The following is a 25,408-nucleotide window of genomic DNA, read 5'->3' as shown; positions in this document are numbered from 1 at the left end:
TGTTATTGAATTTGTTACGCTTGCTTCAGTGCTACCGGCTTGGCAGCGGCACAGTTACGGCCGGCATTACGGCCGGTGACAATACCTTCAGCCACAGCACAGGCACCGAGGCGGCTGGCACCGTGAATACCGCCGGTGGATTCGCCGGCCGCATACAAGCCTGCAATCGGCTGGTTACTGACCAGATGCAGGACTTCAGAATTGGTATTAACCTTGACACCACCCATGCAGTAGTGAACTTTCGGCCACATACGCACCGCGTACCATGGGCCCTTATCCAACACTATGGCTTCCTGCATTGGACGACCAAACTCTTTGTCTTCACCGCTCTTGACCGCTTCGTTCCAGCGGGCCACCTGCGCCTTGAGCTTGTCGGCCGGCATACCATAGGCCTTGGCCAGTTCATCCAGAGTGTCGGCCTTGGTGATCACCTTGTACTTGATACCCCAATCCAGCGTCTGGGCATTCTTGGCACCTTCGGCATTGGTAAAGCCAATGGGATACACAGGGTTGTTGTGCTCATCTCTGCGGGTCATGATGGCATCGGCACGCGCCTTACGGTCGGCCAGCTCATTGAAGAAACGCTCACCGGTGCGCACATCCACCACTATGCCGTGAGGATAAGTGGCAATGGTGTTGAACTGGGATGCAGTACCAAAACCTTTCTCATCGGGTGATGCCCATGGGCCCAGCTGAATTTGATCCAGATGGATAGGGTTGGCCCCCAGAAGCATCATCTGCTTCAGTGCTTCAGAGGTCGCCCCCGGATGGTTTGTTGAGTCCAGGTCATTGTTCAACTCAGGCAGCTGCATCATGCGATATTCGATATCCCGGCCAAAGCCGCCGGTCGCCATGATCACCCCTTTGCGGGCTCCTATGGTGCGTATCTTACCTGTCCGCTCCCGTGGGAAATAATAACCTTCACGAACCTCGACCCCGATCACGCGGCCTTCAGCATCACGGATAAAAGATTCGAGCTTGGTTTGATTTTTCATGATCACGCCTTTGGCACGGGCAGCCTTGACCAGCGGACGTATGATACCGGCGCCGGAGCTTTCTACTGTCTGCAGTACCCGCTGCACACTGTGACCACCGAAATGCTGTACGAAAGGCTTCCACTTGACGCCGTAGTCAATCAGCCACTGGCAGGATTCTGCCGTGCCGTTACATACCAGCTTGAGCATTTCAACATCATTCATGCCACGACCTGCGCGCAACATGTCGGCCACCATGGCATCTACTGAATCTTCAATACCGGCCTGCTTTTGCAACGGAGAACCGGCAACCGCCATGGCACCACCATTAATGGTTGAGTTGCCACCAAAAACCGGCATCTTGTCGATAACCATTACGCTGACACCGGCTTCACGGGCCTGCAGGGCTGCAGCCATACCGGCAAAGCCACTGCCGACTACCAATACGTCTACCAGTTCATCAAAGGATTCCGGCGCCTGTTCGCGGCACTGGGCCATGGCACCACTGCTGACAGCCATCCCCACCCCGGTCACTGCCAGAGCGGCGCCGCCCTTGAGCAACTGACGACGACCACTGTCTATTTTCTGTTTTTCTGTCATGTACTTATTTTCCTTTCATGCAGGGAAAGAACTCAGTCAACCAGTTGCACTGGCCATGCCAACTAACCAAAAAGAGGTGCTCAGGGGGAGATTTATGATTACGGCCACAGAATCACGAAATATAAAGATCTACAATCACGAAACTTCGCGGTTTATTTGAAATATCAATGGAAAAACACTTTTATTACGAGTGTACCAGGCGGCTCTGTAGTAGCCTGCAGTTGGAAACCTCGCTTAAACACTACTTCGACTATGTACGTGACTCAGTGCCACTCGATGGCCTGTTCATTAATATTTATCGAAAAGAATTCAATGATATACAATTTATCGCCCAGGCCAGCGAAACGCAGGCAAGCACGCTTGATGTCCAGGTTTCCCTCCCTGAGGGACTGGCCAAAACGCTGGAAGATCCCGATAGGCCGAGGGTGAGGATTGTTAACGACATTGATCATGATCCCGTGACATCCCAGGTTGCCCCCAAGGTGATCCCCGGGATCCGCTCGCTGATCATTTTACGTATGTCGATGGAAGATACCCATTTGGGCATAGTAGGTTTTTACTCCAAGAGTGCCGGTACCTTCCGCCCCCGACACGCAGATATGTTGGCGCCGCAGATGAGCACCTTTGCCCTGATCACTGCCCTCAACCTCAGAGGTCGTAATCTGCTGCTGGAAAATCAGGCGCTGGCCAAACAAAACGTTAGCCTCAAACGCACGCTGGATGTGCAAAACGGTGTGGTCGGTGCCAACTCGGGGCTGAAACAGGTGATGCAACAAGTGCAATCCATCGCCCATCTCAACACTACAGTACTGATGCTGGGGGAAACCGGTTGCGGAAAAGAGGTGATTGCCAACGCCATTCATGAACTCTCGGCGAGGGCCGGCAAACCCTTTGTCAAAGTCAACTGCGGCGCCATTCCCGAGACCCTTATCGACTCAGAGCTGTTCGGCTATGAGAAAGGCGCCTTTACCGGCGCCGAATCGCGCAAGGCCGGTTATTTTGAACAGGCCAACGGCGGCACCATCTTCCTCGATGAGATTGGTGAACTGCCACTCTCGGCTCAAGTGAGACTGCTGCGGGTACTGCAAAACAGCACCATTACCCGGGTCGGCGGCCATGAACAGGTGCATTTGGATATCAGGGTGATTGCCGCGACTCACAGACACCTGCAAGCCATGGTGCATCAAGGGGATTTTCGCGAGGATCTCTGGTATCGGCTGGCGGTATTCCCGATAGACATCCCCTCTTTACGCCAGCGGCGCACAGATATCCCTCTGTTGGTGCAGCATTTTATTGAACAGCTGAGCGCCCGATTCCAGTTGATCAAACTGCCCTGTATCCGCCCTGAGCAGTTGGCCATTCTCAGTCAGTACAATTGGCCCGGCAATGTCAGGGAGCTGATCAATGTGCTGGAGCGGGCCATCATTCAAAACCCGGCCGGACCACTGGACTTCAGTTTCCTGGCGCCGCAAACCGAAGCCGTGGCCACCGCCAGCGGCCAGACCATAGTGGTCGACCCCAGCCATGCGGGCAATCAACTGGTACCGCTGGAAACCATGACCCGTAAATACATAGAGCACGCCCTTAAAGTGACCGGCGGCAAGCTCTACGGCCCCGGCGGCGCTGCCGAGCTGTTGGATATTAACCCCAATACTTTGCGCAGCAAGATGAAAAAACTGGGGATCGTTTAGAAACAGGACATAGCAAACGACTCTGGGCAGGAGCAAGCTAATTCCGGCGGGGAAAAATAACATAAAAGGCCGAAAGTCATCACTTTCGGCCTTTTTATTGCACCTTGCTGCCGGGTCTGGCTGTTGCATCTTTTCGCATCGACGGACTTGAAAGCGCATATACCAGTGGCGTTAAAAAGCGTAGCGCAGCGAGAAGCTGTACTCAAGGCCATCGTTGGGTGCAGTGCCCCAACTCTTGTAGTGCGTCAGCTGCAGCTTGAGACTCAAGTCTTGCGCCAATGGGCCGGAAACAGCGGCAAACAATTGATGACCATAATCGTCGTCATAACCAAAGACAGCCGCATGCTCGTGGTCACGCCCAAAAGCCGCAGTATAATCCAGGTTCAGTTTCCAGCCCTTGGGGAGCACTGGCAAATCGTAGTAACTGTTGCCATTGAGCACCACGCCGGATAATCCTGAGTAATCTTTATCGGTCAGATTGGACTGACTCACAGTATAATGCCCCGCCAACCCCAGGTTGAAACGCAGCGCGCCGCAGTCAAAATGCTGCTTCAAGCCGAGATAAAAATTGTCCTCGGTCAGGTGCTTATGGGTGCCGAGAAAGTTTTGCAGCCACAGGGCGGTACGCTCTTCGTTGAGCCGATAATGCCAAACTGTCAATGACTTGAAGGCGACCCGTTTATCCGCCACCCATTTACCGGGGTTTTCCACCTTGAGCATCTGATAAAAAGTATTGCGCTCGTCACGACTGAAATGACTGAGCGCCGCAAAGCTTTGGTTGAAAGCCCCGGGATTATCGTCACGGGTGGCACTCGTAAACCCCAGATAACCGGCCTCTATTTGAGTCGATGCGCCGGCATCAGTCGTGCCAAAACCGCCAAGCAAGGTAACGGCTAACCCGACTATTTTACTATTGAGTTTCATCTTTTCCTTGTTCAATCAGAGTCTCCTTCACACCCTGGACTCATGTCCGTGATGGCATCTAGTTTCCCTTGTCCAATGCAATGGATAAGCTCGTGAATAAAGTGAATAAAAAAAAGGCCACCCTAAGGTGGCCTGTGCAGGGAAATACAGGGAGCCCCTTAGAAGAAGTAACGGATACCTACCGCATAGTTGTTGTCCTGCAGATCTTCCCAGGACTTGTCATCCATGGTGCTGAAGTCAATCTTGGCTTCGGCATACATCACAGTGTCACGGCTGTAACGGTAGTGCAGACCCAGAACCGCAAACTGGCGGGTCCAATCGCCTTGGATGGCGGTGTTGGCATCTGTGTCCAGCTCCTGATAGCTCAGCAACAGAGAAGGAACAAAGCCGTTGTCATACTGGTAAGCAAGGATGAATTCGCCGCCGGTGGAGTCGTACAGGCTGCCGCCAACCAGTTCGTTTTGCTTGCTCTTGTGAGCGTTGAAGCCCACGTACAGACCATCGGCGTCACGGCCTGGAGCATACTGGTAGAAGCTGCCGTACTGGGCACCGATACCGACGATCTGGTTGGTATCATCAACGGCAACACCGGCCAGGTTGCCTTCAAAGTCGCCACGGTTGAAACCGGCCAGAACCTTGAACTTATCGGTCACATAGTAAGTCACGCTGGCACCATAGCTGGAGTCAAAGCTCAGCTCAGAGCCATCGTTCAGAGCGGCGCCGTTTTCGTCAAACAGGGCAACGTCGTCATTTTGCTTGGAAGCATACTGCAGGGCGATATGCAGCTTGCCGAAGAAGGTGTTGCGATACTGGAAGGCAGCATCGGCACGACCGGCACCTGTCAGGCCGCCGTCACCAAAGGTGTAGGCACCAACAGACCAACCAGTGAAGGCATCCAGGATATCTGTGGTATAAGCCACATCATAATATGCACCCCACTGCTTACCGAAAGTCAGAGTACCCCACTTGTCGTGAGCCATACCCACATAACCCAAGCGGTTAAACAAGAAGTCACTGTTCTTCTCGGCGCGCATCTGACCACCGCCCTGGCCTTGGGTGTAGATCAGGCCGTCATCACTGGTCACCATGTTGATGCCCCACTCAGTGTGGGCAAAGGCGCGCCAGCCATTGCGTTCCTGACGATCAAAACGGAAACCTACGCGAGAGAAATTATCGATAACAGAGGTTTCATGACCATCATTGAAGGCAGCAAAACCCAGCCAGCCGATCATGTTTACACTGTTGGTCTGATCTTTATACAGCTCCACAGCCTGGGAAGCGCCACTTGCCAGCATAGCCGGGATCACAAGTGCCAGGATCTTCTTGTTCATATTCATTACCCTTTTATAAGTAAAACGCGTTTAATACGCTGATTTATTAGACATATTTATATGTGTTACTCGAGGGCTGCAGTTTGCGTGCCAGCTGTAAAAAAGCCAATTCCAGCCCCTGGTTTCCTGCGCTGGATCGACAAATCGTGAAATATCGTGATTGGAAAGCGTTAAATGCCGTGAGAAGAATTAAATATCGTTGTAACAAGCGAACTTTTTCTGCAGCAAAAGGAATGCATGCGTATCGACAAGGGCAGAATCAAGTACCTTGACAACAAATATTAACAGATTGATTTTTAAACAATTATATTGAATTTAGTTAAAGTGTTTGCGAATATTTGATCTAGCAGGAACCGGTAAAAAGATTGATAAAACCGCCTTGAACAGAAAATAAAATTACTTTATTAAGATGTTGATCTTTTTAAAACTTTAAATGCACCCAGGCGGGATTTGCAACCCAAGCCAACTCTATTGCATTATGGGGCAGTCAATAGCTGACACTTGGAGGGAATATGGAAAGCCTGCAACATCTGCCCGCCGAAATACTGTTGGGCATAGTCAATGAGAAACTGAGGCTAAGTTGTCCGGACAAAGATGCACTTTATTACGAGCTTGACCTGTCACCTACCCTGCTCGAGCATAAACTCAGTGCGCTGGGATACGAGTACCATCCCCTGTCCAACCAATACCGACGCTTGACATAATCGCCAGTCCTCAGGAAGTTGCGGACTGGGCTTTGGTTTTGCTCTTGGTCGCTGAGCGATAGTTGCGCTTGGCGGTGCCGGTCTTAACGCCAGTGCCCTTCTTGGTGCTTGCGCCCTTGGAGGCACCGGCCTTAGCGGTATAAGCGCCACTGCGACGTTTACGTCCTTTAAAGCCTGTACTTTTCACGCCGCTCAAGGCCGTAGGCAGTTGTGCCTTGGCCTGCTCAATAAGCTCGCCCAATTTAGCCGTCAAGGGCTGCATAAAAGCCTGATATTTAAGTTCACGGCGACAAATCGCATCCAGGCTACTTTCCCACAGCGCCGTCATATCCGGCGTGGTGGCCACTTCGGGCAGGCTTTGAATAAGCCCGCTGCCGGCCTCGGTAGCCAAAATACTCTTGCCCTGACGTTTCAAAAAGCCACGTTTAAACAAGAGTTCAATGATCCCGGCGCGGGTTGCTTCTGTCCCCAGCCCATCGGTTTCCTTGAGAATTTTGCGGATCTCAGTGTCTTTCACATAGCGGCTTATGCCTGTCATCGCCGCCAGCAGTGTGGCATCGGTAAAATGCTTGGGCGCCTGGGTCATCTTCTCCACTAATTCACCCTTGAGGCAATCCAGCATCTGCCCCTGAGTCAGCTCAGGCAAAACAGTTTGAATATCTTCCGCTTCATCGTCGGCTTTTTGTTTGCCAAACAATTGCTTCCAACCCTGTTTTAATGGCTGTTTGGCCTTAGCCACGAAGCAACCTCCGGCAATGTCGATCACAACGCGGGTTTCAAGGTATTCATAATTGGGGTAAAACTGCGCCAAATACTGACGGGCAATCTGCAAATACACCTGACGCTCACGCTGTGACAACACACCGAGGTTAGCCGTCTTTTCCGTAGGCACTATTGCATGATGGGCATCTACCTTGGCATCGTTCCAGGCCTTGGACTTAAGGGCGGGATTGGGGGCTTCACAGCCTTGCAGCAGCTCTGCTGCCCCTTGGGTAATAGCATTCAAGACTACCGGGGCCAGCTGTAACTGCGCCTTGGGCAAATGGCGGCTATCGGATCGCGGATAGGTTATCAATTTATGCCGTTCATACAGAGACTGCGCCGTATCCAGCACCTCTTTGGCGCTCATGCCGAAGCGTTTGGCACAATCAATCTGCAGCGCCGATAGACTATAGAGCAAAGGCGGCGCCTGGTGTCTTTGCTTGCGCTCCAGCTCATCTACCCGGCCGGGTTGGCCGGTGATCCTGCCGACTACATTCATTGCCAAACCGCGGGAGAGCACCCGCCCCTCCTCATCCATCCAAGGTTGACAGGCCTCACTGGGCTGCCAGCGGGCGCTGAAACAGCTGCCCTCTTGAGTGCTTAAATGGGCCAGCACTTCATAAAAAGGTTTGGGCACAAAGGCGGTGATTTCCTGATCGCGCCGGACAACCAAACCAAGCACAGGAGTTTGCACCCGACCGACCGAAAGCACGCCCTGATAGCCCACCTTGCGCCCCTGCAGGGTATAGGCACGGGTCATATTCATGCCGTAGAGCCAATCTGCTCGGCTGCGTGCCAGTGCCGAAGTCGACAATGGCACAAACTCGCGGTTGCTGCGCATCTGTCCCAGGGCGCGTTTTACCGCCTGCGGGTTGAGGTCGCTTATCAACAAGCGTTTGACCGCCGCCAGCTTATCGCCCTTGACCCCAAGGTGAGCAATCACTTCATCTACCAACAACTGTCCTTCCCGATCCGGATCGCCGGCATTGACCAACTCACTGGCCTGCTTGACCAATTTACGCAAGACACTAAGTTGCCCGCGACTGCTGGCTTTGGGTTTAACCTGCCAATCGGACGGGACAATAGGCAGATGCTCCAACTGCCAGGACTTGTAGGCGGGATCGTAGGCATCCGGCTCAACTTGCTCCAGCAGATGACCTATACACCAGGAAACACAATCACCATTGCCAAGCTCGATATAGCCCTCATGTTTGCGATGGGGTTTAGGGAGCACCTCGGCGATGGCGCGCCCAAGGCTGGGCTTTTCGGCGATATAGAGGATCATCCACTGCGTCCTTTGACTGTCACTGAACAGTATTACTGGATAAAATTACAGTAATTTTAGCCAAGTCAGCTTTAGGCTGCAAATTATCCTTCATATGCTTCCCTATGGTAACTCCGGAGCCGTAGTTCTTGGTTTGAAGCCGCGCTGTTTAACGCACTTTTGTTCCGGTGCTTATTATCTGAATTCCTGCTTCCCTAATCGCTATACCCTCTCGGACTAATTGAGAATTTCTATTTGTACTTAGTAGCGAATGCTATTATAGTATATCTATTAGAAAAATCTTATTGACAAAATCCTGATACAAGTAAGAAACGCTATATGACTGAACAGACAACTGTAGTTGCGATGCCAGGTCTAAATGAAGCAGCTCCGCCTTTCACCGCAAAAACCACCCAGGGTACGCTTAGCCTGGAAGACTCCAAAGGTAAATGGTTGGTTCTTTTCTCTGATCCGGCAAACTTTACCCCGGTATGTACCACTGAATTTATGGCGTTTACTCAGGCAAGTGCAGATTTTACAGCTCTTAATTGTGAACCGATGGGGCTGTCTATCGAAAGTATTCATGCACACATCGCATGGGCTCGTAGCATTAAAGATAACTTGGGTGTTGAAATTAACTTCCCGATTATTGCTGACCTAAATATAAAAATCGCTGGTGCTTACGGCATGATTCAGCCAGGTGCGAGTAATACTTCTGCGGTTCGTGCCACTTTTGTTATCGCCCCTGAAGCCGTACTCCGCGCAATGCTTTACTACCCAATGAGCAATGGCCGTTCTGTGGCAGAAATTTTAGGTCTAGCTGAAACACTACAAACTAGCGATGCAAACGTATGTGCAACTCCAGAAAGCTGGATCCCAGGCAATGAAGTGATTGTTCCACCACCGGCAACCGCTCAAGAAGCCGAAGTACTTAAAGTTCAAGGTTATAACTAGGTTGACTGGTACTTCAGTAAAAAAAGCTGTAATCCGCAAACCATGCGAGTAGCTATGTAAACGGATGCTATCCGGCCCACGTGACGTTAATCATCTTTTATGGAATCAAGGAGGAAATATGACCCCCAGCGTTTACGAATTTTTCGATCCGAAAACATTCACCTACAGCTATGTAGTCGTAGATCCAAACAGCCAGCAATGTGCCGTTATCGATTCGGTACTAGACTACGACCCCGCTTCAGGCAGGACTTCTTACGAAACAGCAGATAAACTGATTGAGTTTGTAACGAAAAGTGGCTTAAAGGTCGAGTGGATCCTTGAAACTCATGTTCATGCTGATCATCTAAGTGCGGCCCCCTATATCAAGCAGAAACTTGGTGGCGAACTGGGTATTGGTGAAAAAATCACTGTGATACAAGATACGTTCGGCAAGCTATTTAATGCCGGTAGTGATTTCGCGATGGACGGCAGTCAGTTTGATCATTTGTTTGCCGATCAAGAGACTTTTACTCTTGGTAATATTGAAGCGCACGCAATTCATACTCCGGGCCACACTCCTGCCTGTATGGCTTATATGATTGGTAACTGCGTATTTGTTGGCGACACTTTATTTATGCCCGATTACGGCACCGCCCGTTGCGATTTCCCCGGAGGAGATGCAGCAACCCTCTATCGCTCAATTCAGAAATTGTTCGCTCTGCCTGATGAAACACGCGTCTTTATGTGTCATGACTACAAAGCACCAAATCGCGAAGAGTACCTGTTTGAAACTACGATTGGTGATGAACGCCTATACAATATTCACGTCAAACAGAATATTTCTGAGCAGCAATTTGTTGAGATGCGCAGAGGACGTGATGCCACACTGAATATGCCAACCCTGATTTTGCCTTCGGTTCAGGTCAATATGCGTGCCGGAGAGTTACCACCGGAAGAAGATAATGGTGTGCGCTATCTGAAAATACCATTAAATAAAATCTGAAACTGAGTTGCGATTATGCTAATACCAATCTATTTAACGGAATCAATTACCGTTTCACCACAAATTTTACCCAGCGACATACCACGTCTGGCATCAATGGGATTTAAGTCGATCATCAATAACCGTCCAGATGGGGAAGAAAATGATCAGCCCCTGAATAGAGAAATTGAACGACTGGCTAAAGAACAGGGGATGACCTATTTTCACCTGCCGGTTATTTCCGGAAATATTACTCAGGATCAGGGAAAGCAGTTTGGTCAGTTCTTTATGCACGCCCCTAAACCTATTTTGGCTTTCTGTCGCACGGGAACACGTTGCAGCGCACTCTGGTCGATGAGCTGCACCGAATTGGGTTCATTTGATCGACGTATTGCCCAAGCTACCAAAATGGGTTTTGATCTTAGTTGGGTTAAGCAACCCGATTAACCGAATTCACACATTGGTTAGGATAGCCAAAGCATGAAAAATTCTTGGTTGGAATGGTTGCCGATATCATCTTGGTTGCCTGATTATTCGCGTCATGACGCCACGAAAGATGGCTTAGCTGCTATTATCGTGACTTTGATGCTTATCCCACAAAGCCTTGCATACGCGATGGTTGCTGGTCTGCCCCCCGTTGTTGGTCTGTACGCCAGTATCCTGCCGCTGATTGTTTATACTATGCTTGGCACCAGTAAAACACTGGCCGTGGGCCCGGTAGCGGTGATCTCGCTAATGACCGCAGAGGCCATTGCTCCACTGTTTGAAACTGGTAGCCAGGGTTATATCACCGCCGCTGCAACCTTGGCATTTCTTTCCGGTATCGTGCTATTGCTGATGTCGGTACTAAGACTGGGATTTCTGACCACATTTTTAAGCCATCCGGTGCTTTCTGGCTTTATGACTGCTTCTGGTATTCTTATCTCTATTGGCCAGCTTAAACATATTTTTGGCTTGCCACTGCATGGGGAAAATGTGCTGCAGCGCGTGGCTAATCTGATTCTTGCGTTACCCCAAACTAATCTCTATACCCTGATGATTGGGGCATTCAGTTTGATTGCCCTTATCTATGCACGCAAAAGCCTCAAACCCAATTTAATCAAACTAGGACTTTCATCAGAACTGGCAGGTCATGCAATCAAACTGGCTCCTGTGATAGTGATGATATTGAGTATTGTGCTAGTAGCCCTATTTGATCTGGACAAAAAAGGCGTCAGCGTAGTTGGCCAGATCCCAAGCGGTTTGCCTAGCTTTTCACTGCCTTCGCTCGACCTCGCACTAATCGGAGACCTGCTTCCAGCCTCAATTCTGCTGAGTGTTATCGGTTTCGTCGAGTCAGCTTCAGTTGGGCAGACATTAGCGGCGAAACGTCGCCAGAGAATTGAGCCGAATCAGGAGCTGATTGCCTTAAGTGGTGCCAACATCGCATCAGCTATTAATGGGGGATTTCCAGTTACAGGTGGTCTGTCGCGCTCAGTCGTTAATTATGATGCTGGCGCTGAAACGCCAATGGCGGGGACATTTACCGCAATTGGAATCGGCATTACCGTACTTTACTTCACCCCGCTGTTTACCTATTTGCCACATGCGGTGTTAGCGGCAACTATTATCGTTGCTGTATCGGCACTGATTGATGTGCAAGCCATTATCCATACCTGGAAAAGTGCCAAGAGTGATGCCATCGCCATGTTTCTCACCATTATCGGTGTACTGGCATTTAATGTTGAGATTGGCGTATTAGCGGGACTGGCTACATCTCTAGCGCTATTTCTATGGCGCACCAGTCGGCCACATATTGCAGTGGTTGGTTTAATCGAGGGAAGCCAACATTTTCGCAACATTCTTCGTTTTAATGTAATCCAAAGTAAAACGGTACTCAGCCTGCGGATTGACGAAAGCTTATATTTTGCCAATGCTCGTTATCTGGAAGATCAGATAATGGAATATTTGCAACAGTATCCTAAAACCCAACATCTGGTATTGATGTTATCCGGGGTAAACACAGTCGATGCCAGTGCGCTGGAAAGCTTGACGTTAATTCACGACCGCCTGAAAGATTCCGATATTCAACTACACTTATCAGAAGTTAAAGGCCCGGTCATGGATAATATTAAAAAATCGGACTTCTTTGAACACTTCAAAGGCAAAGTTTATATTAGTCAGTATGAAGCGATAATTGATCTGGATAGTTCGATAGTTCACTAACTTATTAGCTTAAAAAATACTGCAAACCTCTAATGCCGAACAGTTCCATTATTATATCAAAAAGGGGATTACATCTATCCGATGTAATCCCCCAAGCTCATATGAGCACTACCATGTATACTAGGAACAATGCGAAAATTAGTCTTACTATTGAAATAAAGGTTTAAACATGGGTGTTAAAAACTTATTCCCATATTCACTCAAGTGGTTAGTATCATAATACAGAGAAAGTCCATCCTTACTTCCCATACAACGCCCATTAACGCAAAGGTAAGGCAATGGATTAAGCACTTTAGCACCACAAGCGGCCGCAGCTTTATCCTGTGCTTGCCAAATCAGGGTATGACGTTGCATATAATCTTGATCAGTAATAAAAACATCTTGTAACCCATTGTTAAACATTAAGTTACGATAAACAGTAGTTGGTACATCAACATCCATTTCAGGCAACGGACGAACCAGGTATACCGGACGATATTGACTTAATTGACACACAGTTTCGATCTGTTTCATCACAAAGTCTTTATATACCTCGTCACTAGTCTGTTCAGGATTATCACCAAAGTAGATCACTGGTCTATTTTGGAATTTGTGCCGTTCGTTATAACCAAAAACACTACCTGTTAATCGAGAAATTAAAATTACAGGTATATCACTGGTGGTAGATAAGGTATCAAGCACATGTTGATTAAACAGATCACATTGTGATTTAGGTATATGACTCTTGGCTCCAATTAGGGTTGAGCAGCCATTATAGGTCATCTCCACAACACTTCCTTTGTCTTCAGCAGCTAATACCACACTCGATATCACCGCATTGGCATGGCTATCGCCAACAACCACAGCTTGTACTTTTCCTGTGCCATGTATACAGCTAGATTCGGGAATATCTCGTCCAGGTCCAAGAAGACATTCATTTAATCTAGGGTTACGATCAAATGACCCTTGACTTGCTTTTTCAACTTTTTTAGGTAACCGTCCTTCAACCTCTAAATGTCGTGCGGTTACTGCTAATAACTCAACCAATAATAAAACGCAAAATAATACCCATGTAGCCTTTTTAAAGCTAAGTTGACCTAGGTAATAACTAGAGCGAGTTTCAATAAATCGATACGATAGTTCTCCGAATGCAAACGTAAGCAAGATACCAGCAACAATCCAAGTAGGATTATTTTGCTCCCCCGCATAAGCAAGAAACACGACAATAGGCCAGTGCCATAAATAAAGTGAATAAGAAATCAATCCCACACGTGCGATAAGTGGATTAGCAGTCAAAGGAGACTCTTGACGGTTGGCAGCTAACACCAATACAGCCCCAAGCACCGGCACTAAAGCATATCCTCCAGGCCATGGCGTTGCCTCATTAAAACCGAAGATAGCCATTAGAATTAACGTAAACCCGAGCAACTCTATGACTTTACTGGCCATCTGTCCCAGTTGCTTATGTCTCATCACCCACCAAATAAGTCCACCTGTTACCATCTCCCATGCCCTAAAAGGTAAAAGATAGAATGCCGCACTAGGGTTAGTCTCCACGGCATACACAGACAACATAAAGGAAACCAGCGCAATAGCTAACAAAGAGAGTAATACAGCTTGTTTACCGCGCCAGCGCCAAGCCAACATCAATACCAGTGGCAACAATAAATAAAACTGCCACTCAACTGACAGCGACCAAGAATGAAGCAACCATTTTTCATAAGATGCCGCATCGAAATAACCAGCCTCACTGTAAAGCTTATGATTAGAAATGAATAAAGCCGCACCAACAATATGAGTACCTAATTTTTGATAATCGATCGTTGACAACCAAAACCAACCGAAAACCAATAATGCTACACATAATACGGCCAATACGGGAAAAATTCGTTTGGCTCTTGCAAACATAAAACGGCTATAGGAGAAACTGTTACTTTCTAAGCCTGTCACTATTATTTTTGTCATTAACAGACCCGAAATAACAAAAAAAATATCGACTCCTACAAACCCTCCAGCAAATCCTAGCACCTTAAAATGAAATAAAATAACTGCAACAACAGCCCAAGCTCTTAGTCCGTTAATGTCATAACGAAACTTTTTAGGCAATACAACCGACATATATAAGCATTTCCTACAACACGCCCTTTGAGGCAAGAAAGCCGGCAATTGTATACCTAAACCTTGGCTAACGGCAGCGACTCATATTGAACTATTGGAAATCAACGCAAAAAAAGACAACTCAAGTGAATAGATTATATAGTTCACACAATATTGTTGCGGTATTACTAGTTAAGGAAGGCAATGGTCGCAGATTTTTGATCTGCACCAGCAATATGGCCACAGTCAGAAGCTTGACTCCTCGGAAGAATAAGTCAGCGCGCCTCTGATCCAAGCCTTTAAAAACAGCAAGGCCGGTTCAATGAACCGGCCTTGTTTATTGTGATTTTTTTACTTGGTGTTAAACCAAGCTCGCCATAAAAGACTTAGGCTTCAATGCCTTTGCTGGCCAGGAACTCATCATAAGTGCCCTTGAAGTCGCTCACGCCATCAGCGCTTATCTCTATGATACGGTTGGCCAGAGATGACACGAAGGCGCGGTCATGGCTGACAAACAGCAAAGTGCCTTCATAGAGCTCGAGGGCGTTGTTCAGCGACTCAATCGATTCCATATCCAGGTGGTTGGTTGGTTCGTCCATCACCAGAATATTGGGCTTTTGCAGCATCAGCTTGCCAAACAGCATACGCCCCTGCTCACCACCGGACAGTACCTTGACAGATTTCTTGATGTCGTCGGCGCTGAACAGCATACGGCCCAGCACTGAACGCACCGCCTGATCGTCATCGCCTTCCAGACGCCACTGACCCATCCAGTCGAACAGGTTCATATCATTTTCAAAGTCGCTGGCATGATCCTGGGCGTAGTAGCCGATACGATGGTTTTCAGACCATTGAATGGTACCGCTCTTTTGTGGCAACTCGTGGATCAGAGTACGCAGCAAGGTGGTCTTACCCACACCGTTTTCACCCAGAATAGCGATACGCTCGCCCACTTCTGCGATAAAGTTCACATCCTTGAACAGCAGCTCATCGTAACCATTGCTCATGTTCTCAACAATCAAAGCGTTACGGAACAGTTTCTTCTCCTGCTCGAAACGAATGTAGGGGTTAACCCGGCTGGAGGCCTTGATCTCATCCAGCTTGATCTTGTCGATTTGACGGGCACGGGATGTGGCCTGCTTGGCCTTGGAAGCGTTGGCAGAGAAGCGCGCCACGAAGGTTTGCAGCTCGGCAATCTGTGCCTTCTTCTTGGCGTTTTCAGCCACCAGGCGCTCGCGGGCCTGTGAGGCGGCTGTCATGTATTCATCATAGTTGCCCGGATAGACCCGCAGCTCACCATAGTCCAGATCCGCCATATGGGTACAGACAGAGTTGAGGAAGTATCTGTCGTGGGAAATGATGATCATGGTGCTGTTACGCTGGTTAAGCATCTCCTGCAGCCAGCGAATGGTATCGATATCCAAGTTGTTGGTCGGTTCGTCGAGCAGCAATACATCGGGATCAGAGAACAAGGCCTGTGCCAGCAGCACCCTGAGTTTCCAACCCGGTGCCACTTCACTCATAGGGCCAAAATGTTGCTCCAGCGGAATACCCACCCCGAGCAGCAACTCACCGGCGCGGCTTTCTGCGGTATAACCGTCCATTTCGGCAAACTGCATCTCAAGATCGGCCACTTTAATGCCGTCTTCTTCGCTCATTTCCGGTAAGGAGTAGATGCGATCGCGCTCCTGCTTCACCGCCCACAGCTCTTTGTGGCCCATGATCACTGTGTCGATAACGCTGTGCTCTTCATAGGCGAACTGATCCTGGTTCAGCTTACCCAGACGCTCGTTGGGATCCAGCGAAACATTACCCGAGGTTGGCTCCAACTCACCGGAAAGGATCTTCATAAAAGTAGACTTACCGCAGCCATTGGCGCCGATAAGGCCGTATCTGTTGCCTTCGCCGAATTTAACCGAGATGTTTTCAAACAGCGGCTTGGCGCCAAACTGCATGGTGATGTTAGCTGTCGTTATCACTGTATGATTCCAAAATATCCAGATGCGGGACCGGGCTATGTAAAGCCGCGTCCAAGAGCCCAAGGCCTATGATTGGCCGGGTAAATAAAGCCGGGCACTATAACATTCCTGCGTGAATTATCAACCAAACTCGCGGTCGATCATCGAGATAAAAAAGTGCAACCAGCTGTTTATAAAAGACTTTAAAAATCTTCTGCAAGCAGATTAAAAATCCAGATCGCGGCCACACACCAAGGTAGTTTCCGTCTTGTTTATTGCAAAAGTGCTGTAACAGCCAAGTTCGGGGCGCAAAATATCCGCCGGCAAGGCATATCCCGGCTCACCATTGATAGTGATGCTCTCGCTGTCCTCGGTGTAATCCGTGCTCAGCGTGGTGCCATCGGCCAACTGCCAGCGACTGAGAAATGAGTGCACATTGGCACAAACCGTGATTTCACACTCCAGGGTCTTTTGGCTGTCGCCCTTGATCACTATGCACTCAGTGCTTTTCACGCCGCAGCCCGCCTGAGCAGGTACAGAGACGGCACTAAGCAGTAAGGCGCCGCCTAGCAGACTCAGCTTAGCTGCCGCGGTGAATTTTCTGGATTGCATTTTCCGGCTCCTTCCCCATTCCTTTTCTCCTTTCCCATTTCTTTTCTTATTCCCTGTTGTCCTTGCTGTGACTCGCTTGGCCCGCGATATCCAGCCCCAAGCTTATATTGACCAAAGGCTCTTTAGACTAAAGGCTCTAACTGGCTAAGGCCGTGACCGCAGGCTCTCTTTTCGGCAGGCATTATTGCTGAGCAAAGGCAAACCCCTTATTTAAACAGGAAAAACAAGGCGATAAAACAAGAAAAAGCCGGGGCAATTTCCCCGGCTCGAACGCTGAAAAAGCTTAATCCAAAGACTGACGCCGCAAGCGGTTGGCGTTGGTCACCACAGTCAAGGAAGACAGCGCCATTGCCGCGCCGGCCACCACAGGGCTCAGCAAGATCCCTGTCAGCGGGTACAGCACCCCGGCAGCAATCGGGATCCCCAGAGTGTTATAGATAAAGGCGCCGAACAGGTTCTGCTTGATGTTGCCAAGCGTCGCCCGCGACAGGGCAAATGCCCCGGCCAAGCTGCCCAGCCTTGGGTTAAGCAAGGTCAGGTCGGCGCTCTCTATAGCAATCTCTGTGCCCGAGCCCATGGCAATGCCGACATCGGCGGCCATCAGCGCCGGGGCGTCATTGATCCCATCACCGACCATGGCCACCACTTCACCCTGCGCTTGAAACTTACTGACCCAGGATTGCTTTTCATCCGGCAACACCCCGGCGATGACTTCCTCAATCCCCACCTGACGCGCCACAGCTTCGGCTGTGGCCTGGTTATCACCACTGAGCAATACCAAACGCTTGCCCTGGGCCTTGAGCGCGGTCATGGCTTCTTTGGCATCGGCTTTGATTGGATCACTGATCCCCACCAACGCCAGCAGTTGATTATCTCGGGCCACCAGCACCTGGGTGTGTCCAAGCGCCGCCCCCTGCTCCAGCCTTGCCTGGTGCGCCTCGGTCAGCCTAATGCCCAGTGCGTCCATTAGCTTGCTGTTGCCGACCGCCCACTGCCGGCCTTCAAACTGCCCCAGCAGCCCTTGCCCCTGGCGATAGTCAAACCCCTGCGGTTCACTCAGCACAACCTCTTTGGCTTTGGCGGCATCCAGCAGCGCCGCCGCCAAGGGGTGGCCTGAGTGTTGCTCAAGGCTCGCCACGGCACGCAGCAGCTCGCGCTCATCAAAGGCATCATCGAAAATATCCACCTGAGTGACGGCGGGCTTACCTTCTGTGATGGTGCCGGTTTTATCCAGCACCACACAGCTGACCTTGCTGGCGGTTTGCAGCGCCTCACCGTTTTTCACCAACACCCCCATGGAAGCGGCGCGGCCGACAGATACCATGATGGACATAGGCGTCGCCAGCCCCAAGGCGCAGGGACAGGCGATAATCAGTACACTGGTCAGCACCACCAGCGCATGGGACAGCGCGGGCTCAGGACCGGCAAAATACCAGATGATGGCCGCCAGCAGCGCAATAACCACCACCACAGGCACAAACACGGCGGCTATCTTGTCTGTCAATCGCCCTATGGGCATCTTGGAGGTCTGGGCCTCCTGAACCAGGGCGATAATCTTCGCCAGGCGGGTATCGGCAGGCCCGGCAGTAACTTGGTAAATAAGGCTGCCGTTACCATTAACTGTGCCGGCGCTCAGACTGTCGCCCACGGATTTAGCCACAGGAATGGGTTCGCCTGTGAGCATGGACTCATCGAGCAACGAATTGCCTGAAAGCACTTCACCGTCGAGCGCCACTCTGTCACCCGGGCGCAGTCTCAGCTTGTCACCCACCACCAGCGCCGCTATGGCCACGGTTTCATCGCCGTTTTCGGTGATCTTGATAGCCGTATTGCTCTGCAGGCCAATAAGCTTCTGCACCGCTTCACTGGTCTTGCCGCGGGCTCTCAGCTCCAATGCGTGCCCAAGGTTAATCAAGCCAAGGATCATCACACTGGCCTCAAAGTACACATGACGGGTGCCGTCGGGGAAAAAGCCGGGAATAAGCACCACCAGCATGGAGTAAAGCCAGGCCGTGCCCGTACCCAAGGCGATCAACGTATCCATATTGGCACTCTTGGCCCTGAGTGAGCGCCACATACCACTGAAGAAATGCCCCCCTGTGGTGACCAGCAACAACAAGGTCAGCAGCCCCATGGCGCCCCAGATAAGTTGGCTTTGGCTATCGTGGATCATCATGTCACCACCGGCCAGGCCCCAGATCATCAAGGGGATCCCCAGCCCAAGACCGGCAATGGCCTGCCTGATCCGGGTGCGATATTCCCTGGCATCATGCTCGGCCTTATCGGCCATGGCACTGGCGGCGTCGGTTATTGGCTCGGCGCGATACCCGGCCGAGAGCAGCAGCGCAACGGCTTCAGCCACAGGCAACCCTGCGGCTACGCTCACCTGCTTGTCGGCCAAGTTGACTCTGGCCTCGACCTCTTTGGCGGCAAAGGCTTTTTCTATCTTGGCCACGCAGCTGGCGCAGCTCATATCCGGCACAAACAGTAGTGTGGGGTTGGCAGGATAAGCCGTGGCGGCCTTGTGCTTGACGGCTTTATCGGCATGCTTGCCAGTTTCAGCTTCAGTTGTAGTTGCGGCCACTGCCGGTTTCGAAGCGTCAGCCTGAGCTTCTGTTTCAGTCTCGGTATCAGTATCAGTATCAGTATCAGTCTCGGCATGCTCATCGCGCCAAGGCTCGGCGGTAAACCCGGCGGCCTTTAACAGTTCGGTCAACTCGGCGGCGGTTTTATGGCTTTTCAGTGCAAGCTGTTTCTGGTTCAGATTGACCGTCACCTCAGCTTCATCGCTGAGTGCCTTACGAATACTGGCCTCACAATGGCCACAGGTCATATCGCCAACATAAAAGCGGAAGTTTTCCGGCTCACTTGTATTGCCAGGCGCAAGCGTTTGCGGGGTAAAGCCTGCGCCGGTTATCAATTCGGCCAGTTCGGCCGCGCTCTTGTGACTTTTCACCCGTAGCTGTTTGTCTTTAAGGTCGACTTCTACCTCAAGCTCATCAGCCAGCGCCTTGCGAAGCTTACTCTCACAGTGGCCGCAGTTCATATCGGCAACATGGAAGTTAAAGCTGGCAGGGGCTTCAGGGCTGGGTTCAGGGCTGGGCTCTTGCGCGCTGTCACCGGCACCGGGAGCAGCAATCTTGGCCTGCTCGGCGTCATAACCTGCGTCTTTCAGTTTCGCCAACGCCGCGGCGGGGGTAAGCTCAGCGCCCGGGGCGAATGTCAGCGTCAACGACTTATCTGCCACCTCAGTAGCGGCTTCTACGCCGGTATCATCGGCGAACAGGGCCTTTATCTTGCGGGCGCAGCCGCCGCACTTCATATTCGCTATGGTGAATTGTATCTGGTCCATTGGAAACTCCCATCTGTGCCCCTCGCAAGCGAGGCTGGCTCAACACTGAGATAAAGGTTAAAGTCTCCAGTAACGGGAGAGTCAAGCCCGGATAATTATCCATAACAGAAAAGGTGCTCTGACTCTCAACAATGCGCTTGCGGCGCGACAAAATAGCCCACAAGAGTCCCAACAGGGCAGGAGTTCAGCGATGAAAATAGGCGAAGTGGCCAAGGCAACAGGTCTGAGTATCAAGAGTATCCGCTATTACCATGACATAGGCTTGGTTGAGGCCCACAGAGGCGACAATGGGTATCGTGAGTATCGGGCGGCTGAAATCGAGGCGCTCAAGTTTTTGCAGCACTGCCGCGAGCTGGGCTTTACCTTGGATGAATGCCGGGATCTGTTGCAACTGAAACACAATCCCAAGCGCTGCGCCGAGGATGTCAAACGTCTGGCCAAAGGGCACCTGCAGGCGTTGGAAGACAAAATGGCCAGACTGGCGTCGCTGCATGCCCAACTGAGCGAACTGGTATCCCAGTGCCGCGGCGGCAATCAGTCTGAATGCGCCATCATAGATGGCCTGTCCAGCGAAGCCAAACAGGCCTGAAGCTATCACTCAACTTGTTGTCCGGGCCGCGCCAAGGCTGCGGCATTGTCCAGCTTCAGTGCCGGTAGTGTGCCCGCCGGGGTGAAATCAAACACCATACCATAGAACACCAGCTCTGATTCCAACGCCAGTATCTTGTTGTGAGGCTGGCGGAAGCCATGTCCTTCTCCCTCTATGCCGATAAATGCTGTGGGCACCCCCTTGTCTTTCAGCGCCTTGTAGATATGCTGCGACTGACTCGGTGGCACCACCTTATCTTCGAGCCCTTGCAACAGCAGCAAGGGTTCGTTGAAGCCCTGCAGGTGGTACAGGGGCGAGCGTTCACGATATACAGCCTTCATTTTGGGGTAAGGGCCTATCAGTTGATCCAGGTATCTTGACTCAAACTTATGGGTTTCCTTGCCCAGCACCTCGATATCACTGATCCCGAAATAGCTCACCCCGGCCTTAAACTTATCATGGAAGGCTAAGGCCGAGAGCACGCTCAAGCCACCGGCACTACCGCCGCGAATCGCCAATTTCTCAGCATTGACCCAGCCTTGGTCAACTAAAAAACCTGCAGCCCAGACAGCATCCTCAACATCTGCCTTGCCCCAGTTGCCATAGAGGCTCTGGCGATATTGGCGGCCAAAGCCGGTACTGCCGCGATAATTGAGTTCAAACACGGCAAAGCCGCGGCTGGTCCAGTATTGAATGGCGCTGTCGTATGCCCTATTTGCGCTGGCGGTCGGCCCACCATGCAACATCATCAAAAGAGGCGGCCGGGTATCCGGCAGAGGTTGGTAATCACCATTTACCGGCGGATAAAAATAGCCGTGAGCCTTGCCTCCCCCCTTGGTGGTGAACTCAACATTGACGGCGCGGGAGATGTATCTGGGATCCAGACCACAAATTTTAGGTGCATACACAAGTTCTGTGCCGCGGCCGGAAACCTTATAGATGCCGCGCTCGGGTGTTGGCCTACTGCCAACGAAATAAACCCCGTCGGCCCCCTGCACCACCTGTTTGATATCGGCAAAGTCAGCAGCCAGCACTTCAATAACCCCGGTCTGCAGATCCAGTCGCAGCAATCCGGCATCCCCTTCCTTGTTGAAGCTGGCTATCAGGGTATTTTCATTTTCAAAGGCGTAAGCGTGCTGCCCCAACTTCCAGGCAGGGCCGCCAATTTCAGCCTTGAGTTGGGTAACCTGTTCGATATCGCCTTTGCCATCAAGTCGATAGAGGTTCCACCAGTTGTCATAGTCGGCAATAAAGTAGAGCACGCCGTTTGGGCTAAACAGGGGTTGCATCAGTGCGCCCTTGCGCTCGGGTGCGATTTGGCGAATGTTAGTCAACTGCCCCTTGCGATTGAGATCCCCAAGCCACAACTGAGTATTATCCCAAGGCATGTTGGGATGTTCCCAGGTGATCCAGGCAAGCTGAGTATTGTCGGCATTGATTGCCGGAGAACTGATAAAATCGTGCCCATCGACAAAGATATCCCCTTCACCGGAGAAATTCAGGTTAATGGTCACCAAACTGGCCTTGGGCTCACCCGGTTGGCGATGATCTTCCCGAACACAAATAATCCGTGAGCCCTTGGGGTAAGAGATACATTCCCCGTGACGGGTGCCATTGGGAGTCAGAGCCAGCGCCTCCTGATTCGGCGCTATCCGGTAAAACAGCTGATCCTGCCCCTTGGTGACAAACAGGCTCTGACCTATACCGAGAAAATCGCCACCGCCATACTCGTGAACGCGACTGCCAACACCAAAGGCCGGTGCCACCACACTGGTAATGCTGCCATCTTTTTCAAGACGCTTTATCCCCACCTTGCCGCCTTCGGCCGGGCTGGATTCCGAGAAATAAATCGCATCACCGACACTCTGCAGCTCACCTATTGCCGAGGCACTGCCGTAGACTTCGGCGGCCCCCAAAGGCGAGGCCCAGCTGCCATAAGCGGCGCTAATCCTCTGCTCATTGTCGGCAGGCGCTTGTTGCTCCTGCGCAGGTTGACCGCAACCCTGCAGCACGAACACCATCAGCGCTACGGCCAAAATTTGCTTTCCGGGATTGAAAATCATGGTTTCGTTTCCCCCCAACACCCACCCTCAGGCAGATTGAAACTACTACAACTTAAGTCTTGTGTTGTTATTTAAATTTGGCGCAGAACCACTGCAACACCCTGTACTGCTGCAAACTGGATAATCCAAAAAAGATGCAGATCCAAGGTGAAAGCAAATAGTACCAGGTGATGGGTTCAGTAGAGCGACCGCTGAGAAGCAGATAGAAGAATCCGAAATAGATTACCATGACACCCGCAATTCCCACCAACAAAAGCAGGCGCTTAATCTGTTTCTCCAACCAATGCATGGGTGAGTGTCGATACCTCTGGTACTTTTAACTTTTATTAGGGGGGATTGTTCAATCCGAGACAAGAATTGTCAACGTCTGTAATACAAAGCGGACAAGTATCTACCCCTCACCATTGCAGAATGATAACTTTTGCAAGACCCTGGCGCGTTCGCCGGTTTCATCCCGCTCACCGGCCAAATCCTCATAGAAGTACATAAGTTCAGAGAAGATATTCACCAACTTATCGCCGTCGTTCACATAGAGCTGCGGCGCATCATGGCAAAAGAAAATTAACAAACAAGCTGCCCGGTGGAGGAAGAAAACATCATCCCTGCCTTTGTTTGAAACCCGGTAAAGAACAGGGATGATATCTATTTTGGCCTTGATCTCAAGGCATTTAATTACAGGCGGATACCGCCGTCAATTTCAAATACCCGGCCATTGACATAGTCGTTTTCAATGATGAATTTAACTGTCGAGGCGATTTCAGCGGCATCCCCCAGACGGCCGACCGGTACCATTTTCTCCAGGCGCTCCAGCGCTTCCGGTTTCATGGCGGCGGTCATTTCGGTGGCAATAACCCCGGGTGCAACAGCAGCGGCCCGGATCTTGTAGCGCGCCAGCTCCTTGGCCCAGCCCACCGCCATGGCAGCGACACCTGCCTTGGAGGCGGCATAGTTGCTCTGCCCCACATTGCCGGCCCGAGCCAGGCTGGAGATATTGATAATCACCCCTTCCTGACCAGAGCTTATCATGGCGGCGGCGGCTTCACGGCCACAGAGGAAACTGCCGCTCAGGTTTACATTGATAACCGACTGGAACTGCTCCAGCGACATACGGTCTGTCACCTGGCCCTCTTTGGCTTTGATCAACATGCCGTCACGCAAAATACCCGCGTTGTTTACCAGCACATTAAGCTGACCAAAATCTTCCAGAATGTACTGAAAGGTTGCCATCACATCTTCTTCATCCGTGATGTCCACCGCATAACCCTGCACTTCGGTCTCGCCCATCAGGGCACAGGCTTGCTCCAGACGGTCCTGATCCACATCGATCAGCGCCAGACGGGCACCGGCTGCGGCCAGCTCCTGCGCCATCGCCAGACCCAGTCCACCGGCTCCACCTGTGATGGCGACTACCTTACCTTTTACATCCATTGGGTTATCCTTATTTCTCTTGCTTGAATTGTTCAAAAATACTGGAAAAATCGCGACGACCATTACCCTTGCGGGCATGATTGACATAGAGGCTGCGCGCCAGTGCGCCCATGGGGGTGCTCGACTGACTGGACAGCGCTGCTTCCTGGGACAGACCGAGGTCCTTAACCATAAGATCCACCATAAACCCGCCCTGATAGTCATTGGACGATGGCACGCTTGGCATCACCCCGGGACAGGGGTTGTATTTCTCCAAGGTCCAGTTGCCGCCGCTCGAAACTTTCATGATATCTGACAGCACCTTGGGATCCAAACCATTATCTATCCCCAGACTCAGTGCCTCGCTGGTACCTACCATCAAGACAGACAACAACATGTTGTTGCAGATTTTGGCAACCTGACCGGCGCCGGCACCGCCTGCATGGAAAATATTGGCACCCATGCACTCGAGAACGGGTTTAGCCTTGGCAAAACCTGCGTCGCTGCCGCCGCAGATAAAGGTCAGCGTACCGGCCGCGGCCCCGGCGGTGCCACCGGAAACCGGCGCATCAACAAACTCAAGCCCTTTGGCGGCCGCCCCAGCCGCCACTGCGCGGGCACTGTCGGCATCTATGGTCGACGAATCGATAAGCAAGGTTCCCTCGGCCACAACATCCAGCAGCCCTTGCTGCTGCTCGCTACCGAGGTACAGACTACGCACATGCTTGCCAGCCGGCAACATGGTTACCACCACATCGGCACCCGCCGCTGCGCCACAGGCGCTCTGGGCAGTTATAGCCCCCTGCTCTGCCAGGCTCTGCATCGCCGCCGGCACCAGATCGAATACCCTAACAGTCATCCCGGCCTTGATCAGGTTGACCGCCATCGGCCCACCCATGTTGCCCAAACCAATAAAAGCCACTGTTGTCATCTGTTTGCTCTCCCTGTTGGAATCTTGTTTGCCGACGCCTTAACCAAAGA

Annotated in this window: 20 protein-coding genes and 1 pseudogene; 7 read left to right on the top strand and 14 right to left on the bottom strand. The window is 51.2% G+C overall.

Translation table 11 applies throughout. The annotated features are described in order from the left end of the window. Nucleotides 1–14: 14 nt before the first annotated feature. Complete coding sequence (locus tag AYI96_RS00215) at nt 15–1,574, bottom strand: flavocytochrome c (RefSeq protein ID WP_025010507.1); 1,560 nt, start codon at nt 1,572–1,574, stop codon at nt 15–17. Nucleotides 1,575–1,741: 167 nt separating this feature from the next. Between AYI96_RS00215 and AYI96_RS00210 the strand changes: the two genes are divergently transcribed. Then, nucleotides 1,742–3,265 (top strand): sigma-54-dependent Fis family transcriptional regulator, encoded by a 1,524-nt coding sequence (locus AYI96_RS00210; protein ID WP_144132045.1) that lies wholly within the window; start codon nt 1,742–1,744, stop codon nt 3,263–3,265. Nucleotides 3,266–3,436: 171 nt separating this feature from the next. Here the strand turns inward: AYI96_RS00210 and AYI96_RS00205 are convergent, their stop codons facing one another. Further along, nucleotides 3,437–4,189, bottom strand: coding sequence for a hypothetical protein (locus tag AYI96_RS00205; protein ID WP_141250882.1), 753 nt, complete (start codon nt 4,187–4,189; stop codon nt 3,437–3,439). Between the two features lie 158 nt (nt 4,190–4,347). Beyond that, a complete protein-coding gene (locus AYI96_RS00200) occupies nt 4,348–5,520 on the bottom strand; it encodes a porin (protein WP_144360751.1) in 1,173 nt (390 codons plus the stop codon). Between the two features lie 512 nt (nt 5,521–6,032). Here AYI96_RS00200 and AYI96_RS00195 point away from each other — a divergent pair. After that, complete coding sequence (locus AYI96_RS00195) at nt 6,033–6,224, top strand: DUF4250 domain-containing protein (RefSeq protein ID WP_071475951.1); 192 nt, start codon at nt 6,033–6,035, stop codon at nt 6,222–6,224. Nucleotides 6,225–6,234: 10 nt separating this feature from the next. On the opposite strand, the gene AYI96_RS00190 is transcribed toward AYI96_RS00195, so the two are convergent. Beyond that, entirely contained in the window at nt 6,235–8,271 is a 2,037-nt protein-coding gene (locus tag AYI96_RS00190) for a DNA topoisomerase III (RefSeq protein ID WP_144360750.1), read from the bottom strand. Nucleotides 8,272–8,589: 318 nt separating this feature from the next. Here AYI96_RS00190 and AYI96_RS00185 point away from each other — a divergent pair, with 318 nt between their 5' ends. The 4 genes from AYI96_RS00185 to AYI96_RS00170 all read left to right on the top strand — a co-directional run bounded on the left by AYI96_RS00185 (nt 8,590) and on the right by AYI96_RS00170 (nt 12,370). After that, nucleotides 8,590–9,204 carry a peroxiredoxin gene (locus AYI96_RS00185; protein WP_144360749.1) on the top strand — a complete coding sequence of 205 codons (615 nt, stop codon included), beginning with the start codon at nt 8,590–8,592 and terminating at the stop codon, nt 9,202–9,204. 118 nt (nt 9,205–9,322) lie between these two features. Then, nucleotides 9,323–10,186 carry an MBL fold metallo-hydrolase gene (locus AYI96_RS00180; protein WP_144360748.1) on the top strand — a complete coding sequence of 288 codons (864 nt, stop codon included), beginning with the start codon at nt 9,323–9,325 and terminating at the stop codon, nt 10,184–10,186. 15 nt (nt 10,187–10,201) lie between these two features. Further along, a complete protein-coding gene (locus tag AYI96_RS00175) occupies nt 10,202–10,612 on the top strand; it encodes a TIGR01244 family sulfur transferase (RefSeq protein WP_039032786.1) in 411 nt (136 codons plus the stop codon). Nucleotides 10,613–10,645: 33 nt separating this feature from the next. Then, on the top strand, nt 10,646–12,370 hold the full coding sequence (locus tag AYI96_RS00170; protein WP_039032785.1) for a SulP family inorganic anion transporter: 1,725 nt from the start codon (nt 10,646–10,648) through the stop codon (nt 12,368–12,370). 147 nt (nt 12,371–12,517) lie between these two features. On the opposite strand, the gene AYI96_RS00165 is transcribed toward AYI96_RS00170, so the two are convergent. From AYI96_RS00165 to AYI96_RS20430, 5 genes and pseudogenes are all read right to left on the bottom strand, one after another. After that, entirely contained in the window at nt 12,518–14,467 is a 1,950-nt protein-coding gene (locus AYI96_RS00165) for an acyltransferase family protein (RefSeq protein WP_039032784.1), read from the bottom strand. 365 nt (nt 14,468–14,832) lie between these two features. Continuing rightward, complete coding sequence (locus tag AYI96_RS00160) at nt 14,833–16,425, bottom strand: ABC-F family ATPase (RefSeq protein WP_025009796.1); 1,593 nt, start codon at nt 16,423–16,425, stop codon at nt 14,833–14,835. Nucleotides 16,426–16,629: 204 nt separating this feature from the next. Next, nucleotides 16,630–17,016 carry a hypothetical protein gene (locus tag AYI96_RS00155; protein WP_144360747.1) on the bottom strand — a complete coding sequence of 129 codons (387 nt, stop codon included), beginning with the start codon at nt 17,014–17,016 and terminating at the stop codon, nt 16,630–16,632. A 283-nt stretch (nt 17,017–17,299) separates the two neighbouring features. Further along, complete coding sequence (locus tag AYI96_RS00150) at nt 17,300–19,504, bottom strand: heavy metal translocating P-type ATPase (RefSeq protein WP_335923927.1); 2,205 nt, start codon at nt 19,502–19,504, stop codon at nt 17,300–17,302. 210 nt (nt 19,505–19,714) lie between these two features. Then, nucleotides 19,715–20,368, bottom strand: a pseudogene (locus AYI96_RS20430) (heavy-metal-associated domain-containing protein); the annotation flags it as partial. A gap of 190 nt (nt 20,369–20,558) precedes the next feature. Between AYI96_RS20430 and AYI96_RS00145 the strand changes: the two are divergent. After that, nucleotides 20,559–20,957: a MerR family DNA-binding protein gene (locus AYI96_RS00145; RefSeq protein ID WP_144360745.1), complete on the top strand. Its 399-nt coding sequence runs from the start codon at nt 20,559–20,561 to the stop codon at nt 20,955–20,957. Nucleotides 20,958–20,962: 5 nt separating this feature from the next. On the opposite strand, the gene AYI96_RS00140 is transcribed toward AYI96_RS00145, so the two are convergent. From AYI96_RS00140 to mmsB, 5 genes are all read right to left on the bottom strand, one after another. After that, nucleotides 20,963–23,020, bottom strand: coding sequence for an alpha/beta hydrolase family protein (locus AYI96_RS00140; protein ID WP_144360744.1), 2,058 nt, complete (start codon nt 23,018–23,020; stop codon nt 20,963–20,965). Nucleotides 23,021–23,087: 67 nt separating this feature from the next. After that, complete coding sequence (locus tag AYI96_RS20425; protein ID WP_039032782.1) at nt 23,088–23,309, bottom strand: hypothetical protein; 222 nt, start codon at nt 23,307–23,309, stop codon at nt 23,088–23,090. A 102-nt stretch (nt 23,310–23,411) separates the two neighbouring features. Then, on the bottom strand, nt 23,412–23,588 hold the full coding sequence (locus AYI96_RS20220; protein WP_160289552.1) for a hypothetical protein: 177 nt from the start codon (nt 23,586–23,588) through the stop codon (nt 23,412–23,414). 104 nt (nt 23,589–23,692) lie between these two features. After that, the gene (locus tag AYI96_RS00130) at nt 23,693–24,448 is read right to left on the bottom strand and encodes an SDR family oxidoreductase (protein ID WP_025009790.1); all 756 of its coding nucleotides are present in this window, start codon (nt 24,446–24,448) and stop codon (nt 23,693–23,695) included. Nucleotides 24,449–24,458: 10 nt separating this feature from the next. Beyond that, the gene (gene mmsB, locus AYI96_RS00125) at nt 24,459–25,358 is read right to left on the bottom strand and encodes a 3-hydroxyisobutyrate dehydrogenase (RefSeq protein WP_144360743.1); all 900 of its coding nucleotides are present in this window, start codon (nt 25,356–25,358) and stop codon (nt 24,459–24,461) included. Between the last annotated feature and the right edge of the window lie 50 nt (nt 25,359–25,408).

The organism is Shewanella sp. MSW, assembly GCF_007636515.1.
Lineage (GTDB): Bacteria > Pseudomonadota > Gammaproteobacteria > Enterobacterales > Shewanellaceae > Shewanella > Shewanella indica.
Note: the sequence above shows the minus strand (reverse complement) of the source record. Positions and strands in the feature narration are given on the sequence as shown.

Coding starts and splice junctions, on each gene's coding strand:
- AYI96_RS00200 (WP_144360751.1), bottom strand. CDS start 5,520: ATGAACAAGAAGATCCTGGCACTTGTGATCCCGGCTATGCTGGCAAGT.
- AYI96_RS00205 (WP_141250882.1), bottom strand. CDS start 4,189: ATGAAACTCAATAGTAAAATAGTCGGGTTAGCCGTTACCTTGCTTGGC.
- AYI96_RS00175 (WP_039032786.1), top strand. CDS start 10,202: ATGCTAATACCAATCTATTTAACGGAATCAATTACCGTTTCACCACAA.
- AYI96_RS00195 (WP_071475951.1), top strand. CDS start 6,033: ATGGAAAGCCTGCAACATCTGCCCGCCGAAATACTGTTGGGCATAGTC.
- AYI96_RS00185 (WP_144360749.1), top strand. CDS start 8,590: ATGACTGAACAGACAACTGTAGTTGCGATGCCAGGTCTAAATGAAGCA.
- AYI96_RS00210 (WP_144132045.1), top strand. CDS start 1,742: ATGGAAAAACACTTTTATTACGAGTGTACCAGGCGGCTCTGTAGTAGC.
- AYI96_RS20425 (WP_039032782.1), bottom strand. CDS start 23,309: ATGCATTGGTTGGAGAAACAGATTAAGCGCCTGCTTTTGTTGGTGGGA.
- AYI96_RS00190 (WP_144360750.1), bottom strand. CDS start 8,271: ATGATCCTCTATATCGCCGAAAAGCCCAGCCTTGGGCGCGCCATCGCC.
- mmsB (WP_144360743.1), bottom strand. CDS start 25,358: ATGACAACAGTGGCTTTTATTGGTTTGGGCAACATGGGTGGGCCGATG.
- AYI96_RS00130 (WP_025009790.1), bottom strand. CDS start 24,448: ATGGATGTAAAAGGTAAGGTAGTCGCCATCACAGGTGGAGCCGGTGGA.
- AYI96_RS00140 (WP_144360744.1), bottom strand. CDS start 23,020: ATGATTTTCAATCCCGGAAAGCAAATTTTGGCCGTAGCGCTGATGGTG.
- AYI96_RS00155 (WP_144360747.1), bottom strand. CDS start 17,016: ATGCAATCCAGAAAATTCACCGCGGCAGCTAAGCTGAGTCTGCTAGGC.
- AYI96_RS00215 (WP_025010507.1), bottom strand. CDS start 1,574: ATGACAGAAAAACAGAAAATAGACAGTGGTCGTCGTCAGTTGCTCAAG.
- AYI96_RS00180 (WP_144360748.1), top strand. CDS start 9,323: ATGACCCCCAGCGTTTACGAATTTTTCGATCCGAAAACATTCACCTAC.
- AYI96_RS00165 (WP_039032784.1), bottom strand. CDS start 14,467: ATGTCGGTTGTATTGCCTAAAAAGTTTCGTTATGACATTAACGGACTA.
- AYI96_RS00170 (WP_039032785.1), top strand. CDS start 10,646: ATGAAAAATTCTTGGTTGGAATGGTTGCCGATATCATCTTGGTTGCCT.
- AYI96_RS00145 (WP_144360745.1), top strand. CDS start 20,559: ATGAAAATAGGCGAAGTGGCCAAGGCAACAGGTCTGAGTATCAAGAGT.